General features: G+C 41.4%; 14 protein-coding genes. 6 read left to right on the plus strand and 8 right to left on the minus strand.

All coding sequences use genetic code 11. The annotated features are described in order from the left end of the window. Nucleotides 1-49 precede the first annotated feature (49 nt). The gene (locus B151_RS0105165; RefSeq protein ID WP_020402545.1) at nt 50-760 is read right to left on the minus strand and encodes a metallophosphoesterase family protein; all 711 of its coding nucleotides are present in this window, start codon (nt 758-760) and stop codon (nt 50-52) included. 230 nt (nt 761-990) lie between these two features. Between B151_RS0105165 and B151_RS0105170 the strand changes: the two genes are divergently transcribed. Next, nucleotides 991-3,372, plus strand: coding sequence for a GumC family protein (locus tag B151_RS0105170; RefSeq protein WP_020402546.1), 2,382 nt, complete (start codon nt 991-993; stop codon nt 3,370-3,372). Between the two features lie 131 nt (nt 3,373-3,503). Here B151_RS0105170 and cysN read toward each other — a convergent pair whose 3' ends face one another. From cysN to B151_RS0105200, 6 genes are all read right to left on the minus strand, one after another. Next, nucleotides 3,504-5,411, minus strand: coding sequence for a sulfate adenylyltransferase subunit CysN (gene cysN / locus B151_RS0105175; RefSeq protein ID WP_020402547.1), 1,908 nt, complete (start codon nt 5,409-5,411; stop codon nt 3,504-3,506). Between the two features lie 68 nt (nt 5,412-5,479). After that, complete coding sequence (gene cysD / locus B151_RS0105180) at nt 5,480-6,388, minus strand: sulfate adenylyltransferase subunit CysD (protein ID WP_020402548.1); 909 nt, start codon at nt 6,386-6,388, stop codon at nt 5,480-5,482. 40 nt (nt 6,389-6,428) lie between these two features. After that, nucleotides 6,429-7,202, minus strand: a complete 774-nt coding sequence (gene cysQ, locus B151_RS0105185) for a 3'(2'),5'-bisphosphate nucleotidase CysQ (protein ID WP_020402549.1) — start codon at nt 7,200-7,202, stop codon at nt 6,429-6,431. Between the two features lie 13 nt (nt 7,203-7,215). Next, nucleotides 7,216-8,985, minus strand: coding sequence for an SLC13 family permease (locus B151_RS0105190; protein WP_020402550.1), 1,770 nt, complete (start codon nt 8,983-8,985; stop codon nt 7,216-7,218). Between the two features lie 63 nt (nt 8,986-9,048). Beyond that, a complete protein-coding gene (locus B151_RS0105195) occupies nt 9,049-11,058 on the minus strand; it encodes a ComEA family DNA-binding protein (RefSeq protein WP_169332189.1) in 2,010 nt (669 codons plus the stop codon). A 44-nt stretch (nt 11,059-11,102) separates the two neighbouring features. Beyond that, complete coding sequence (locus B151_RS0105200) at nt 11,103-11,924, minus strand: hypothetical protein (RefSeq protein WP_020402552.1); 822 nt, start codon at nt 11,922-11,924, stop codon at nt 11,103-11,105. A gap of 23 nt (nt 11,925-11,947) precedes the next feature. Between B151_RS0105200 and porD the strand changes: the two genes are divergently transcribed. After that, a complete protein-coding gene (porD, locus tag B151_RS0105205) occupies nt 11,948-12,874 on the plus strand; it encodes a type IX secretion system protein PorD (RefSeq protein ID WP_020402553.1) in 927 nt (308 codons plus the stop codon). A gap of 26 nt (nt 12,875-12,900) precedes the next feature. Here porD and B151_RS0105210 read toward each other — a convergent pair whose 3' ends face one another. Beyond that, nucleotides 12,901-14,199 carry a sensor histidine kinase gene (locus B151_RS0105210; protein WP_020402554.1) on the minus strand — a complete coding sequence of 433 codons (1,299 nt, stop codon included), beginning with the start codon at nt 14,197-14,199 and terminating at the stop codon, nt 12,901-12,903. Nucleotides 14,200-14,603: 404 nt separating this feature from the next. Between B151_RS0105210 and B151_RS0105215 the strand changes: the two genes are divergently transcribed. From B151_RS0105215 to B151_RS0105230, 4 genes are all read left to right on the plus strand, one after another. Further along, on the plus strand, nt 14,604-15,374 hold the full coding sequence (locus B151_RS0105215; RefSeq protein WP_026166498.1) for an electron transfer flavoprotein subunit beta/FixA family protein: 771 nt from the start codon (nt 14,604-14,606) through the stop codon (nt 15,372-15,374). Between the two features lie 59 nt (nt 15,375-15,433). After that, entirely contained in the window at nt 15,434-16,408 is a 975-nt protein-coding gene (locus B151_RS20385; RefSeq protein ID WP_020402556.1) for an electron transfer flavoprotein subunit alpha/FixB family protein, read from the plus strand. Between the two features lie 67 nt (nt 16,409-16,475). Then, a complete protein-coding gene (locus B151_RS0105225; RefSeq protein WP_020402557.1) occupies nt 16,476-17,801 on the plus strand; it encodes an FAD-dependent oxidoreductase in 1,326 nt (441 codons plus the stop codon). Nucleotides 17,802-17,916: 115 nt separating this feature from the next. Beyond that, the gene (locus B151_RS0105230) at nt 17,917-18,219 is read left to right on the plus strand and encodes a ferredoxin family protein (RefSeq protein ID WP_026166499.1); all 303 of its coding nucleotides are present in this window, start codon (nt 17,917-17,919) and stop codon (nt 18,217-18,219) included. Nucleotides 18,220-18,231: the final 12 nt, after the last annotated feature.

An 18,231-nucleotide genomic window follows, 5' to 3' on the forward strand; every position in this document is an offset into this window, starting at 1 on the left:
CAGTAAGATAGAAAAATTTATTGCATTATAAGTGAAAGAATTGAATGCTTTAACTTGTTCTCATCAGGTGTTCTGCTTCTCTCCTCGAAAAACCAAGTTTTTCCAAATCCATAAAAACTTTACCAACATCGTACTCAACCCGATAATTATTGTATTCAAAAGTTTTGAAATCGACCAGGGCACATGAAGCTCTTTTATCTCCGTCTCTTGGTTGCCCCACGCTACCGGGATTAATAAAATAACTGTGCCCATCTTCAAATTTATTCATTCCAATAGTCTCAGATACCAAAGAGGGTCGATGTGTATGACCAAAAAAACAAACTCTTTTGTCAAGGTTTTCCAACATTGGCCTCATTTTAAAAGCACTCTCAAGATATTCCCATCTCTCGGGATTTTCGGGTGATGCATGTACCGCTATCCAGTTACCCTTTCCCCCTTCCACTGATAATGGTAAAGAACTAAGCCACTCCATATGGTCTTCAGAAATCAATTCTTTGGTTTTCTCAATAAGTTTCCTGTTTGGATTTCGAAAATGCTTAAGCGAGAGCCTTCCAGTTACACCAGCATCATGGTTCCCCATTACACAGATCATATTCTTTTCCATGATTAGATTTATACACTCTGCGGGGTGCGGCCCGTAGCCCACAATATCTCCTAAACAGATCCAAACGTCAGGTTTTTCTCCCTCCAACAAAGAAATAACATTTTGCAAAGCGGGCAAATTTCCATGTACGTCAGAAATAACTGCTATTTTGTCCAAAATAACCTGTTTTTTTAAAAATCAGCTGAAAAATTACGGCTATAAATTATTAAAAGCTCTTTAGAGTATTTTAAATAGTTTGATAATATATTTGACCGAATAATTCCCTTCTAATTTATTATTTTTCAATCTTACTTCATTTCTACTCTATATTCGGGTAAAGAGAAATTGTAATTGTTTAATGTCTTATTTCACTATCTTGATACGTCAAGCTATAACATAGAATTTTTATGAATTCATCATCTAACGATCACCATTATCCGCATCAAAACGGAAATAATGGTTTCTATAACGGGAACGGCTTCAATTCCTCCAATCAATTTAACAACCGCATGGGGGATGATGAAATTGATCTGTTCAAGCTATTTGGTACACTCTTACAGCACAAATGGACACTGCTTTCTTTTTTATTTGTCTTTTCAGCTATAGCTGCTCTATTGGCTCTTAACCAGATACCAATCTATAAAAGTGAAGGCACTATTTTTATTAGTGAGAGCAAGAACCGTTATTCTTATGCAGGATCAGACCTCTCCAATCTTCTCACAACTACTTATGGCATTGGTGTGGGAAGTACTATTGCCAATGAACTCCAGATCCTGAAATCAAGAACGCTGAGCCAGGAACTGGCTGACAGCATTATGGCTAAGGGGTTTTCAGAATCGGGACGAAAGTATTCAGTTCTATGGCGTGCTTACCCGGACGACTCTACAACCACCAGTCGCGATACAGTGGCTATGCGAATTCGAGAGAATTTAACCGCTGAACAAGTTGACAGGGAAACGGATATCGTTCGTATTGGTTTTGAAAGTCCTATGCCGGAGGAAGTAGCTTATGTGGTTAATTTAACCATGGATACCTATTCTAAGCTTTCAACGGAACAAAATCGTTCTATGGCTTCATCAGCCCTCAAATTCTTAAGTGGAGAGCGGGATAACATTGAAAATCAATTAGCAGAGACTGAGAATGATCTTAGAGCTTTTATGGATTCTTCGAATCTCTTAGCTGTAGATGCTCAAACAGAACAATTGATTAATAATATTTCTACCCTTGAGACCAAAAAACAGGAAATCAGGGTTCAATTGGTAGCTGCAACATCGGCCATTCAAGCATACGAAGGTCAACTTGAAGAAATTAAGCCCGGTTTGGCAAATCAGATATCTGAAAGTTTGGGCCCACAATTGACGAATTTCCAATTCAACCTTGCGGAGTTGGAAACAGAACGATTGATGTTGCTCCAAAGAAACCCAGAGCTGAGGGATAATCCCGATCACCCGGAGCTTGTCAGAATTGACAATCAGATCGAGGCCACCAAATCACAAATTAAATCTATTGCTGAACGACTGATCAATTCGAACTCTTCTCTTGCTTTAAGCTTTTTGGGAAGTGAAAACGGAGGTATAGCCGAAAAAATCATTCAAATAAATGAAAAGCTCACACAATTACGGGTAGAACAATCACAATATGAAACCCAAATCCAAGCGCTCAACGATCGTATTGCTGAATTCAACTCGCAATTTGAAAAACTACCTCAAGAGATCATTCAGCTTGCTCGTCTAAAAAGAGACGTAAAAATAAACGAAGAACTTTACCTCTTGGTTTCTAATCAATATGCTGAAATGAGTCTTTGGGAACGTACCCAGTTTGGGATGGGTCGGCCGCTTGATTATGCTGTTGTTCCAATGAATCCCATCAAACCACAAAAGAAATTATGGGTGTTGATCGGATTTTTACTGGGTGGAATACTTGGTGTTGGTTTTATTTTTGTAAGAGAAGCATTAGATGACACTATAAAATCATCCGAAGAATTGAAGAGCTATAAAGTTCCATTCTTGGGTAATATTCCTGACTTTAATATCATTGATTCTTTCGACTCAAGTCAAAAACAGTTTGTACAAGGAAAATCGATTTCAAATCAGCTGCTTACTTTTCTTGATCATGTTTCACCGATTTCCGAGGCTTATAGACGTTTAAGAATCAATACTGTGTACGCTAATCCTGATAAGGAGTATAAAGTATTGATGGTAACAAGTTCCACCAAGGGAGAAGGAAAGAGTACGATAGCGGCCAACCTCGCTGTTACTTTTGCAGAAGCAGAGAAAAGTGCATTGGTTATTGACTTAGACCTGAGACGTCCAACTATGCACAAAATATTCGGTGAGAATAAAGAACCCGGATTAGTTGAACTTCTTTTTGATACCGCTGGTTTTGATACAACGATTAAGGAAACTATTGCCCCAAATGTAGACCTGATCACAGTAGGAAAGAAAACACCTGAACCTGCAAGTGTTTTAGATAGTAAACGATTAAAGGAAACTATCGATATTCTGAAACAAAGATATGATCACATTATCTTAGATACCGCTCCTTATGGCATTATATCTGATTCAGCCTCCTTGTTAAGACTAACCGATGGAATAGTTATTGCAAGTAGATTTGGGGTGACAACGAGAAGAGAGCTTGAGTTCACTCTTGACGGACTCAAACAACTTAATGCAGAGATCGTTGGAGTCGTTCTAAATGCATTCGATCCTAAGAAAAGCAGCGACTATTACACGAACTATTACTATTACAAACGAGCTTACAGTGATTATTACGAAGAAGATAAATCGTAACACCGACTACACTCAATATTAGATAGAATAGAATTTAAACTCTAAAAAAAGCCGATCAGTTTAACTGAGCGGCTTTTTTTTGATCAGAAATTCAGAAAAACAATCTGTGGTGTAATCTCAGAGATCTATTTTTACAAAAGTTCTAAGATTCTATTTACAGCTTCATCCACTGAAAGCTCATCAGTATTGATAGTTAATACCGGATCTTCCGGGGCTTCATGATCAGCATCATAGCCCGTCAGACCGGTGATCTTGCCTTCTTTTGCTTTGGCATATAACCCTTTCGGATCTCTCTTCTGAGCAGTTTCAGGAGAACAAGTAATGTGTACTTCTTTAAAAGCACCCTCAGGAAATAGTTCTTTTACCCCTTCCCTGTCTTTATTGTAAGGAGACACAAAAGTGCATATCACAATATTTCCATGTTCATAGAATAGGCGCGCCACCTCACCTACCCTTCGAATATTTTCGGCACGGTCGGTTGGGCTAAACCCAAGATCTCCATTTAATCCATGGCGAACCTGATCGCCATCGAGGAGTACTGTTTGTTTTCCTTCATCAAAAAGTCGGCGTTCAAGTTCTTTTGCAATCGTACTTTTGCCTGCTCCAGAGATGCCTGTAAGCCAGAAGATCTCAGAAGAATGCCCATTACGTTTTTCACGCTCTTTACGCTGAATATTCCAGGGCTCCCATACTACATTAGGGGATTTTTTACGAGCCATTCTGCTCTTGGATTCTTCGGAAACCGTTGATCCTGCTCTCATCATTCCTGCCCCAACAGTAACGTTGGTAGCCGGATCTATGATTATAAAACTGCCTGTCTTCTTGTTGATCTGGTAAGCATCAAAAAACAAAGGTTGACTTGTTTTGAAGCGTACACGGCCAATTTCATTCAAGCCTAATTCACTGATCCCTTCTTCGCTGTTCAGGGTATCTACATTCATTCTATATAACAGGTCTTCTGCAAAAACCTGCGTGGTTTTGGTGGTATGCTGAAGGATGTATTGTTTGTTGAGCTCCATTGGTTTCTCGTTCATCCAGCACAAATAGGCCTCAAAATCATTTCTTACGGTCGGTACATTATTCTTCCGAACAATCATATCACCCCTGGAAATATCAATTTCATCTTCAATGGTGATGGTCACCGAGTCCCCGGGGTAGGCTATATCAAGATTGCCCTCTCTGGTTACAATTTCTTTCACCTTAGAATGCAGACCTGATGGAAGTATCGTAACCTCATCTCCCGGACGAATATGTCCTGAAGCCACACGTCCTGAAAAACCACGGAAATTCTGATTGGGCCTGATCACATATTGCACAGGGAAACGGAAATCAACAATGTTATCATCGGCATCAACTTTCACGTTTTCCAAATGGTGAAGCATGGCCGAACCTTGATACCAAGGCATATTCTCGCTCTTCGTTACTACATTATCTCCCTTCAGAGCACTGATGGGAATATAGGTTACATCGGTAACATTAAGTTTCTTGGCAAACTCCCTGAATTCAGAAACAATTTCATTGAATACTTTCTCATCATAATCCACCAAATCCATTTTATTAATGGCTACAACAAGGTGAGGTATTTGCAACAACGAAGAAATAAAAGCATGGCGCCGGGACTGTGTAAGCAAACCCTTTGATGCATCAACTAAAATTACCGCAAGATCAGCCGTTGAAGCACCGGTAACCATATTCCGGGTATATTGTGTGTGTCCGGGTGTATCCGCAATAATGAATTTTCTTTTCGGGGTCGCAAAATAGCGGTAGGCTACATCAATAGTTATTTTCTGCTCTCGCTCGGCTTTCAATCCATCAGTAAGCAAAGCCAGGTTAACTTCCTCTTCTCCACTGCTTTTACTGGATTTTTCAATGGCCTCCATCTGATCTTCAAAAATTGATTTTGAATCATAAAAAAGCCGGCCGATCAGTGTACTCTTGCCGTCATCTACACTTCCGGCTGTCGTAAACCGGAGCAGATCCATATCCAGATATTTATTGTCGTTGTTAGGATTTTTTGTTTGTCCGTTCGTATCACTCATTATTTCGAGAAGTAAAAAAGTTCGTTATTCGATGTTCTGTATTTGCCTTTGGCTTTGGCTTTGGCTTTCTAAAAGTACCCTTGACGTTTTCTGTCTTCCATGGCGGTTTCACTGCGTTTATCATCATGCCTGTTGCCACGCTCTGTTTGCCGAGCAGAAGCCACTTCTTGTATGATCTCTTCCATATTTGAGGCTTCGGAAAGCACCGCACCCGTACAGGTAGCGTCCCCAATGGTTCGGAAGCGTACCGTCTTGGTTTCCAATTCTTCGTCTTCCATACGATTGACAAATTCAGTATCTGCCAACCATACCCCTCGGCGATTAAATACTTTACGTTCGTGAGCGAAATATAAACTTGGGATCTCAATTTCTTCCTGAGCTATGTACTGCCATACATCCATCTCAGTCCAGTTACTGATCGGAAAGACCCGGAAGTTTTCACCCGGTTTTTTTCTACCGTTGTAAAGATTCCAAAGTTCAGGGCGTTGATTTTTGGGATCCCACTGTCCGAACACATCTCTGTGAGAAAAGAACCGTTCCTTGGCTCGGGCTTTTTCTTCATCTCGCCTTCCACCACCTAGTGCCGCATCAACCTGGTATTCCTTGAGTGTATCAAGTAACGTTGTTGTCTGGAGTGCATTTCGGCTGGCATCGGGACCGGTTTCTTCTTCAACCCGGCCTTTATCAATAGATTCCTGAACACTGCCTACGATCAATTCCACCCCATATTTCTCTACTAAATGATCCCGAAACTCAATGGTTTCCGGAAAATTATGGCCGGTATCGATATGCATCAAAGGAAATGGAATTTTACCGGGATAAAAAGCTTTTAAGGCTAAATGAAACATAACGATGGAATCCTTTCCTCCTGAAAAAAGAAGGACCGGCCGATCGAACTGCGCGGCCACTTCCCTCATTACGTAAATTCCTTCGTTTTCTAATTCTTTTAAGTGAGATTGTGTCTTTTTTTCACTCATTTTATTCAATAGGTGGTTGTAAAATTTTAATGGCCTGTTGTTACAGGTTTTCGACGTCTATATATTCGTTTATACCCAACAAAAAATACGGATTTTTCATGGTTTTTTTGTTGTATTTCAACGGGGAGAATTTCACTCCATTGTTTGTTGAAAAACGGTACACAGCATCTGCAGCGGCAGTATCCCATTCCATGGTAGGGCCAAGCCTCGGATAAAGATCAGCTTTGCCTTCAGCTACCAAACAGAATTTAATGGAGCTTCCTGATGGCACTTCTTCGCTAACCTCTATATTCAGCGTTTTTAATTTCTTGGCGGTAGTGTCATCCCCATGAGATCGGCTAACTACGATTTTGGCACTTCCGGGTGCCTTGAACTCTGGACTGTTTAGTTTTTGAGCAGATCTTTCACCCTCTTTTTTATAAGAACCAATAGATTCTTCACCATAATACATCACGTCAAATGCAGGAACATAAACGACTCCTAAAACAGGTTTCTCATTTTCTATGAGCGCGATATTGACCGTGAATTCTCCGTTTTTCTTTATGAATTCTTTGGTTCCATCCAATGGATCTACGAGCCAAAATTTATTCCAGTCTTTTCTTTCCTGGTAGTCAGGAATGCCGGATTCCTCAGAAATTACAGGGGTTTCAGGATCTATTTCTTTGAGGGCATCAACGATAATATGATGAGCGGCGAGATCTGCTTTGGTAAGAGGGGAATCATCATCTTTTGTGATGACTTCTATCTCTGTATCATAAAATTCTAAAATTTTTTGCCCCGCTTCTTTTGCTGTCTTGATGACTTGATTCAGCATGCTCCGGTTTATTTTAAAAAGTCCAAATTTGAGGGATTAAAGATACCGCGATTATTGCGACTATCAAATTAAGAGGCAGCCCTATTTTTGCAAAATCGGTAAACTTGTATCCTCCCGGACCATAAACCATCAAATTGGTTTGATAGCCAATAGGCGTTGAAAAGCTTGAAGAGGCAGCAATGATCATAACCATTGCAAACGGCATGAAATCCACTCCCATAGACTGGGCCAGTGAAAATGCAATTGGGAATATAAGCACAGCCGCTGCATTGTTGGTGATCATTTCTGTTAACAGCCACGTTGCTAAATAGGTAAGAAAAAGTGCAAAAATGGGATCGTCTCCTGCAAACGCCAATAAATTAGTAGCCAGGTGCTCTGCAACTCCTGTATATTCAAGGGCACTTCCAAGCCCCAAGGCAGATGCAATCGCAATCAGTACTCGCCAATCCACGCTTTCCAGGGCTGTCGAGTAACGAAAACATTTTGTAATGAGCAACAGACCTCCGGCAAGAATAGCTGCTTGAAGCATACTCATAACACCTGTAGCAGCCAACACAACCATCGCTGTTAACGACAAGCCAGCAATCCATGCTTTTTCGTAGGTCACGGGGGATGAATCTTCAATAGAACTCACCAAAAAGAAATCGTTGGAGTTGCGGTATCTGTTGACAAAGTTTGGGTGCGCCTCCAACAGTAGAACATCTCCACTTCTAAGGGTGATATCCCCAACTTTATCATTGATACGCTCTCCACTACGAGAAACTGCCAATACAACTGCATCATAACGATTCCGAAACTCGCCGCCTTTGATGGTATTTCCCAATAGGGGATTAGAACGTGAAACAACGGCTTCTATCATTTTCCGTTCATTTCTTGGAGCATCTAATTTAAAAACCTGATTGGTAGCCGGCTCCAACCCTGTCATTTGCTGCAGATCTATGATTGAATCGACAATTCCGGTAAAAATGAGCCGATCTTTGCTTCTGAGTTTCTCATAAGGCCCTACAGCCGGAATCGTTCTTCCATTCCTTTGAATTTCAATAAGGAACAATCCCGGAAGGTTTCGTAAACCGGCATCTTCAATAGTTTTTCCTGACAGAGCACTTCCCTCTTCCACGATCATTTCAATGGTATACTCCCGTGGATCTTTGAAGGTATCCATACTGGATCCGCGTTCGGGCAAAAGACGGTCGCCAAAGATCAACAAATAGATAAAACCGGCGATGGCACAGGGAATGCCGATCAGAGCCGGCTCCAGTATTCCGATACTTCGCACAGAAGCTTCCTGAATCATCAATCCATTTATGATCAGGTTTGTACTGGTACCGATAAGCGTACAGGTACCTCCCAAAATAGCTGCGTAACTAAGTGGGATCAAGATTTTGGACACCGGGATCTGTGATATACGACTCCATCTTTCCAGGGCCGGAATAAAGGAAGCCACGATCGGCGTATTATTCAAAAATGCACTCATCACCATAACAGGACTCATAATTCTGAGCTGTGCATTTTTTACCGTCTTTACATTCCCCATTACCCGCTGCACTATAAACTGAATGGCACCGGTTTCCTTTAAACCTGCAGCAACGATATATAATGCAGCAACGGTAAGCATACCTTCATTAGAAAATCCGGAAAGTGCTTCATCAGCGGGAATAATTCCGCTGATGAAAAGAACAGCCAATCCGGCAAAAAGAATTATGTCAACGGAAACGGAAGTCCCTATCAGCGCGATCAAACAGAGTAATATAACGGATAAGACCACCCATCCTTCAAAAGTCATACACCAAAAATTTTATTCGGGATAATATAACAGGCTTGCATCGAGATAAGAAACATTATCTTCTTAAAATTGCAGTCTCGCTTGTACCCCTATTGAATTACGGATATTTCCCTGAACTTCCTCCAAACCACTACCAACTGCTTGTCGGTCCTCGAAAACGGTAATTCCATATTTTAACCAGATATCCAAAAAATTTGCTGCATCATATTTTAGCGCCACATAGGCTCTCTGCCCTCTATCATATAAAACAGTATTAGACAAAACATACAATAAATCACTTTCAAACTGGTAGACCCTGGTATCAAAACTATCGGTGTCAAAAAGAGAGATCCTTCCATCTACTCTAAGACCTTTTACCGGCTCTACCCGGATATCCTGATATATCAAATATCCGTCTTCCCACCCTTTTCCAGCCTCTTTATTACGCACAAATTCAGTGCGGGTGCGCAGCCTCACTGAAGGACTTACCCTGAATTCAAAATTGAACCGCAAACTATTTCTTTTTTCCTCTGCTATGCGGAGTACTTCTTGCCCCAATTCATTTTTCAAAACATACTCTTCTTCCTGAACTTCATTTCGAAGCAATACATAAAAATTTACTTTTGAAGACAACATAAACTCGATCAAACCCAGCATATCGAAGCCACCGGTGCCTTGTGTTGCACCAAACCGTGGAGAAGCAAATCTATACTGATCAAAATATCCGCTTAGCGTGATCTCCCTGAACAACTGATGCCGCACTCCCACATAAAATCCTTCTTCGTTTTGTGGAGCCGAGGAACGTTCTCCAAACCCACTGGCAAGAAAAGACTGAAAATTGCGGCCATAATTTCTATAGGATAAAGTCAGATCTGTATTATTCAAAATTGGAGTTTCCATTCCGGCTACACCTCCAAGCCCTCCATTTTTGCTTCTCGCCAACTCGCCAAACAAAAAAGCATTTCCGATCAACCCACGATAGTCCATCCCGAAAACGGAATTTGTTTTCCCCTCGAAATCATATTTGTTGCTTAAAGATGTACCTTTAGCAATGTAACTGCTGAATTCATTCTGATACCCGCTAATTCCGAATAGCCCAATTCCGGTATCCACACGAAGTCGGCCTCCCATCACCGTTTGTTCAATATTGTTTTTTCTGAAAAGTTCGTTTTCTGTTCTATGAAGACCACTGGAAGTCGGGAACCGGGTGGAGTCTCCTGAAATTACTGAAGCCGTTCTTGGGCGAGATGAATAGAATCCGGTTACTTCGATCTTTTCACCATATGAGGCAGCCACTCCCCGAAAGAAATTTGTTTCCTGGGCAGAGCTGTATGGTTTTATACCACGCTCATTTTTGCTGACCGCTCCTGTAACTTCTCGCCCCTTACCAAAGGAACCGCCGGTCCACAGCACCAATCCTTGTCCAAAGCTGAGGCTGTAATCCCCTACCACCAATTCATTTAACTTTCCGTTGTCGGTAAGAGCAAGATGTGCTGAGCTATAATCGAAGCCTGAAATACCATTTATGGTTTCACCGGGATCTTTTTCTTGCGTCAGATTCAGAGATACATGATTCGTAGTTACTCTAAATCGATGATAATATTTCCCCAGGTTCCCGAGATACCCACCCAGAGAATCCGGGATCACATAACCAGATTTGGTTTTTAGATCTTGTTGATAACGGCTGAATACATCCACTTTTTGGCCGGACAGCCAGTATTCCGGACGCATGTATAGATCACGAAACCGGGCCTTTGTACTGCCAATAGTTATATAAGACGCCATCCTTTGATAGGTGGCCTCCCCAATTCCCTGTACGTCCAGTAGCTCAGACTTAATCTCAAAAGGTTTTTGAACCCTATAATCAAGGATTGCCCGGGCTACTTTCAAATTAATTCCCGGGACTTGTAACAAATCGTCCAGCATAGCGCTGTTGATGTTGACCGGATTTGCCGCCAGGTCTTCCAAAAACTGGGTAAGCTGTTCTCCCGTCAAGCCCGATTCTTCACCATCAAGTTCTTCAAAAGCTTTCTCGAGCTGTTCTTCAACAGTGGTGGCGGTTGTATCCTGAGCATAAACGAAGACAGGTGCCATCACCCCACATAAAAAAAGAACCAATATGTGAATCGGATAAAACTTCATGGAATGAAGATCATGAAATCAAGTCCGGGACTGAACCCTAAGAGTTCGTGTTTTTGAACCGCCACATTCACTTCCCATCGCTTCATCCCATACCCAAATCCAAATGAGTATGTTAACGGGTGCGTGGTTATTCCAACTCTTCCCCGTAAATTTTGAATCACCTTGACATCCATACCTCCCCTGTAAGATACCGGGTACCGAACATCTTTCACCACATCAAAACTAAAAAGAGCAATTTTATTGAGCTTATACGCCAATCCTATGGATAATTCCCTGGGGAGATCTTCATCAATTCCCTCATATTCCGGGCGATTTATATTTACTGATGAAGCTCCAAACCATAAATTCGGGGTAATCTCTGCGGCTAAACCTATATCAATTCCCAGGGCATTACCCGAACCATAATTTGCCCCAAAGGATATATTATTATAATTGGCAACCACCCCAAAATAAAGCTGTTTCCATTTGTTCTTATACCCTAACCTCACCCTCGTTTCATTAAACAGATGGTCCCCGTACCGATGAAATCCCAATGCTGCGGTACCGTACTTAGTAGGAATGCTCCCCAGTGCCGACATATCGGTCAGCTCAGAAAATCCATAATTTCGAAGCCCATAAAATCCTATGCTGATTTCTTCGTTGTTTATGAGGGCCGGGTTTGAGAACAATGCCCAACTATAATTTGGAATAGCCGTTGTAGCGTTACCTGTTGCAAGACCTCTTGCCCCCATTTTGAACTGGGCTTGAGAAGGCAAGGCAAACCCATAGAAAATTAGTATCAAAGAAATTTTATATGGAAAACTTTGTATTCGTATCATTACCCCGAAACATTTCTTAGAATATGAGATATCTGAACATCATTCACAAAGTATTTAATGTATTCCTGGTTACAGGTTTATTTATCGGTTTATTATCCACACGAACCTTAGCTCAGGAATTCGACTGTACCGTTACCATTAATACTGATCAATTGGAAGGTACTATCTACGATTATCTTGATAATTTTAAACCGGTTTTGGAAGATTATATCAACGAATATCAATGGACCGAATTCGATTACCAGGAGCATGAACGCATCAATTGCCAGATACAAATCGTATTTAACAGTGCTTCGTCGGACTTTTCTTACGCTGCAGAAGCTGTTTTTCAGATACAGCGCCCCATCTATAATACAAACACCAAAACCACTACTGTTCTTTTAAATGATAAAACCTGGGAGTTTTCATTCCCGGAAGGCAAGTCTTTAATTCATGATGAACTGCAATTTGATGCTTTAACCGGGTTCATCGATTTCTATGTGTATATGATGCTGGGTTATGATTTTGACACTTTTTCAAAGCTCGGAGGCGATCCTTACTTCAGTAAAGCCCAAAATATTCTAAACCTTGCGCAAAGTTCACAAGCCATAGGTTGGGCACGGGCCAACAACAATCGAAGAAATAGAAACATTTTGGTTAGCGAAATGATGACCTCAAGCTACCATCCTCTGCGTGAAGCGTATTATGAATATCACCGTTTGGGCTTAGATAAATTTATTGATTCCCCATCTGATGCCCGTCAAAACATTCTTGGCGCTCTTGAAAAGATTCAGCAGAATAAACGCCGGGCCACCAGTAACTATCTATTCGATATCTTTTTTGATGCCAAAGCCAGGGAGATCTCTGCAGTTTTTGACGAAGCCGAGACCGATCTGCGTCTTGAAGCCTACGAACTCCTCCGGCAAACCGATCAGGGACACCTTTCTGAATATGAGAATCTTCAAAATTAAGCTATTGATTCAGCATTAATCTACGATCAGTTATTTGTGATCTGAAAACCATCATTACTTGCAAAAGTACTGCTTGGACCTTTGTAATCTCTTTTCTCAAATGCGAGGCTGAACATATTTTCCCGGTCATTACTTGAATGGTCAATAGCTCCCTGAAGTTGAGAGATCAATGTTTCTATGATCAATGCGCGTAGATTTTCTGCTTCACTTTCATCTTGCTCAAGGGGAGATTTTTCTCCAATATCAGTAATTAGAAGATGTACCCGGTTACCTTTTTCCTTGAGTTTAAATTCTATGGCTTGCTTGTTTTGCTGCTCAGATAATTTGGAATAGGATAAAGTTAACAGCTCATTACAAAGTAAACCGGCAGGGATCGCCTGGTTTATATTCAACTGCATTACATCAATGTCTGCCTTCAGAGTAATATTCCGATTCTTATTAAATGTCTTATCCACAAATTGAACAAGTTCTTCAATATATTTCCCGAAATTTATGTGCGCGATCTCATTTGCGTTGGCATACGTTTCATGAACAAGAGACAAACATTTGATCCTCATCAAACTGTCTTGGAGAACCTCTTGTATTCTCTCATCAGTCGTAGTCATGGACTGAAGCTGAAATAAAGCAGAAATAAGGGCTAAATTATTCCTAACTCTGTGATGAACCTCAGCAAGCAGTACTTCCTTTTCTTTAATAGAATGGATTAGTTTTTTCCGGATCTCTTTTTGTTCTGAAATATCTTCAAGCATGACCACTATATATGGATCTTCCCCGTTTTTCATGATCATGGATTTATGAACAAGGCCATAGAAATAATCCCCACTTTTATTCTTATACCTCTTTTCCATTTTAAAGAAGTTTCTTTTGCCTTCAACCAATTCATTATCCATTTTTCTGCCCTCCTCCAGATCATCAAAATGTATAAAATCTTCGAAATTCAGATCTCTGAATTCCTCTTTTCCATAACCCAGCATCTTAGACAGAGTATCATTCACTTGTATCCAATTTTCATTTGGCCGGTGATAGGCGATTCCCAATGGCGCAGATTCAAAGGTATCAATGAATCTTTCATTACTTTCCCTCAAGTTTTCAAATGCCAACTCCAAAACCGAATTATTTTTCCTCAATAACAGATAGAGTACAGTTCCGGTCGCTAAAACAAAAAACCATCCTTTAAATGACTGTACCTGAGTGATTACTTCAGCTCCATCAAACCAATAAAGCAGCAGCTTATCAGAGTATAGCACCCATAATGCCCCAAGGAATACATAAGAAAAGGTAATTGCAATGGGACTACCTCTTAGAATTCGTTTTACCCTAAACATCTATGCCGAACCTCTTTTTTTAGATTTAATGCCTAATTAGCTCAACAATCAAATATTTGAAACTGATGATTAGACACATATAAAAGCCAAAACTAAATTTTCGGTAAAGAGATTTTACTGCCCCATTTGTTACAAAATTATTTTTTGATCTTCCTCAATTTACAAACTGTAATATTTGAAGGTTGCCACAGCTGCACAGTTCTCAAAATTCACGGGCAAATTCAGGCTTCGTGAATCTTATTTGTTACGCCGTTGTTAGAACTTTGCGAGTAATAACCAAAGATCTATATTTTCAACTCGTAAAAGTCATTTTACACCCTAATATTTTGCTGAAGCTTTTGTATATTAGCCGCCCAAAAAAGCGGTTCCATAACTGAAATTTTGAAGACAAAAATTCACCCCGAATGAAATTTTACGTTTGTATAAAAATGGTGCCCGATGTAAATGCACCTCTCCAAATCAAAGACGGTCAATTGATACAAGACTCCGACCGCCAAATCCTTAACGCTTACGATGCTTCCGCAGTTGAAGAAGCCTTGGTTCTTAAAGAAAAACATGGCGGCGAAGTGGAAGTCGTTTGTATTGGCTCGGGCAAAGCTTCCGAAACTATCCGAAAGGCATTGGCCATGGGCGCAGATAAAGCCACTCATATAGTGACTACCGGGGATAAAAATTACGATTCTGGTTCGTATGCTCATATTCTCGCCAAGTTTTTTGAGGATAAGGAATACGATGTGCTTTCACTTGGAAAGCAGTCTCAGGATACCGACGCGGGTTTGACCGGAAGTATGGTCGCTGAGTTATTGAACCTTCCATACGCAACCAACGCGGTAGGACTTGAAGCCGAGGACGGCAAACTCATCGTTAAGCGTCAGGGTGATACAGGACAGGAAATGATCGAATTACCAACCCCTTGTGCGGTAACATGTTCCAATGATATGAATGAACCACGTATCCCTAACCTGAAAGGAATTATGGCCTCCAAGCGAAAACCAATGGAGCAAGTGGAGCTTTCTTCTTTAGGTTTAAGTGAAGACAAACTTGTACCAAAAACAACCGTGCTTGGATATGAAGAAAAACCCGGCCGTGAGCCCGGCAAGAAGTTTAAAGGTGAAGCGGAAGAGATCGCCCGCGAAGTAGCCCAACTGCTTGATACCGAAGCAAACGTTATTTAGGCTTCAGCCATCAGCTGTCAACTTTTCCAACAAGAAATTTAGTTCGAAAACACACAATCATGAGCACTCTATTAACACACATCGCCATTGCAGATGGCAAAATAAAACGATCATCATTAGAGGTACTTTCCCATTGCAAGCAACTTGCTGACCAGGGTGGACATTCGGTTGAAGCCGTTGTGGTAGATGCAAACGCTTCTTCTTTCGTTGAAGGCATTCAGAAATACGGCGCTACCAAAGTTTATGCTGTTGAGGATCCGATCTTCAAAAATCATATGAATACCCCCCTTTTGAAAGCCCTGGCAAAGGTTATGGAAACTGCTAAGCCATCCGTTTTCGCTTTTGCATCTACAGAAGGCACCAAAGATATTTTAGGAGCTCTTGCAGCTAATCAGGGTGCCGCCGTTCTCCCCGATGTCTCTTCTTTTGAATTGATTGATGGAGGCGTGAAGGCTAAACGCCCGGTAATGGCTGCTAAAATCATCTCAAACACCGAGGCCAAAAGCGATACGGTTATTGTTTCGGTTCGTTCCGGATCTTATGATCTTGTTGAGAATGAAGTCTCGGCTGAAGTGATAAACGTAGATTTCAGCATGGATGATGGTGAACTCAAAGCCACCCTCAAAGAAATCATCTCCGCTTCAGGTGATACCATTGACCTGAACGAAGCTGAATCTATTGTGGCTGCCGGACGTGGAGTGAAAGATGAAGATGGCAAGAAATTGATCTCCGAATTGGCTGAAGTGTTGAATGCAGGAATCGGTGCTTCGCGTGCATTAACGGAAGCCGGAGTGTACGATCCAAGTTTACAGATTGGGCAAACCGGAAAGGTCGTTTCTCCACAATTGTATATTGCAGTAGGAATTTCAGGAGCGATTCAACACGTGGCGGGAATGGCAAATTCCAAAGTAATCGTAGCTATCAACAAAGACCCAGACGCTCCGATCTTCGAAATTGCCGACTATGGGATCGTTGGAGACTTGTACCAAGTTCTCCCTCCTTTCATTGAAGAATTGAAAAAAATTAAAAGCTAATTTTAAATGCTAAATGTTGAATTTTGAATCATTCAGCATTTAAAATTCAACATTCAAAATTTCCCTTATGGACGAAAAGTTTGATTGTATCGTAATTGGCGGTGGTGTTGCCGGTTTAGCAGCCGCAATGACGCTCGCTAAAAATAACATGAAATTCCTTCTCATTGAGCGGGGTGAATTTGCCGGATCCAAAAATGTATCCGGCGGTGTTTTATGGGGAAGTGACCTCGCCAAACTCGTTCCAAATTACTGGGAAGAGGAAGATGCCGGTTGGGAGCGATTTATTAACCATCGCCGACTCACCCTCATGGACGAACAATCTGCTTTTACCCTGGATTTTAAATCCTCGCATTTCAATGAGCCCCCTTACACAGGAGTCGTGGTTTTGCGTTCTAAATTTGATAACTGGCTGTCCGGTAAAGTTCAGGAAGCCATCGATGCCTCCGATTACGCAATGGATTCCTTCATAGCCACCAACATCAAAGTGGATGAAGTGCTGATGGAAAATGACAAGGCTGTTGGAATCAGAACCGGCGAAGATGAATTCCACGCTGATTCTGTGATCATTGCAGAAGGAGTCAATAATTTACTTACCCGCCAGGTTGGCCTTCAGGATAAATACGTCCCGGCTGATCACATGTTAACGGGTATTAAGGAAATTATTCGTTTTGATCAGGATGTGCTTGAGCAAAAATTTCAGCTTAACGGACTCAGCGGAATGAGCAACGAATTTGTAGGCTGGGCCACTGACGGCGTAGAAGGTGGTGGGTTTCTCTATACTAACCGCGATACAATCTCCCTGGGATTAGTTCTTGGTATCAAAGATATGCGGGAGAAAAAGAAGAGCCCGCACGATGTACTCAATCACTTCAAAACTCATCCGGCCATTGCTGATATTATCAAAGATGGAGAAGTAGTGGAATATTCCGCCCACGTGGTTTCCTCCGGTGATAAGCGAGCCATGCCGAGAGAATTATATAAAGATGGTATTTTATTAGCCGGCGAATCTGCCAACTTGCTGATGAATGCCGGAAAAGCCATTCAGGGTATGGATTATGCGATGCGATCCGGAATTCTGGCTGCAGAAACCATTGTGGAAGCCAAGAAAAAGGAAGATTTCAGTTCAGCGACCTTGAAAGCGTATCGCACTAAAATGGATGAGAGTTATGTTATGAAGGACATCAACGGATTCCAGGATGCCGTGCATCTTCTACACACCGAAACCATGCAGCAAAAAGTACCGAATTTGATCTGCGACTTTGGCCGTCAGTTCTTTACTATCAAGAATGAACCAACCCCGAAGTCTAAAGATATGCTGAAGGGAGCTGTGAAGCGACATGCCTCTTTCTGGGAATTGGCGAAATTAGGATTTAAGGCAGGGAAATCATTGTAGCTGTCAGCTAACAAACTTGAGCTATCAGTTTTCCCTAATTGATTCAAACATCCACCCGGATCCAAACCGAAAGCTAAAAGCTTTTTACAAAGAATATTTATTAAAATCGATCACCATGAAGAACCTCAAACTCACCGAACGCCTCGGACTTGTAAGCTACCGAAATCAGTCCAAATCAGAGATCAAACCTCACATTATTGTAGATACGGATATCTGTAACTCCACCTGTCCGCATAAATGTACAACATGGGTTTGTCCGGCTAACTGCTACACCATGGATGAGAATAATAAGGTACATTTTCAGGTAGAGGATTGCATAGAGTGCGGAACCTGTATGTATGCCTGCGACCAGGGTGCTGTAGATTGGAATTACCCCGATCCTGAGATCGGCCGTGGAGTGACTTGGAATTTCGGGTAACAAAGGTGCAGA

The organism is Gracilimonas tropica DSM 19535, assembly GCF_000375425.1.
Classification (GTDB): Bacteria; Bacteroidota; Rhodothermia; order Balneolales; family Balneolaceae; genus Gracilimonas; species Gracilimonas tropica.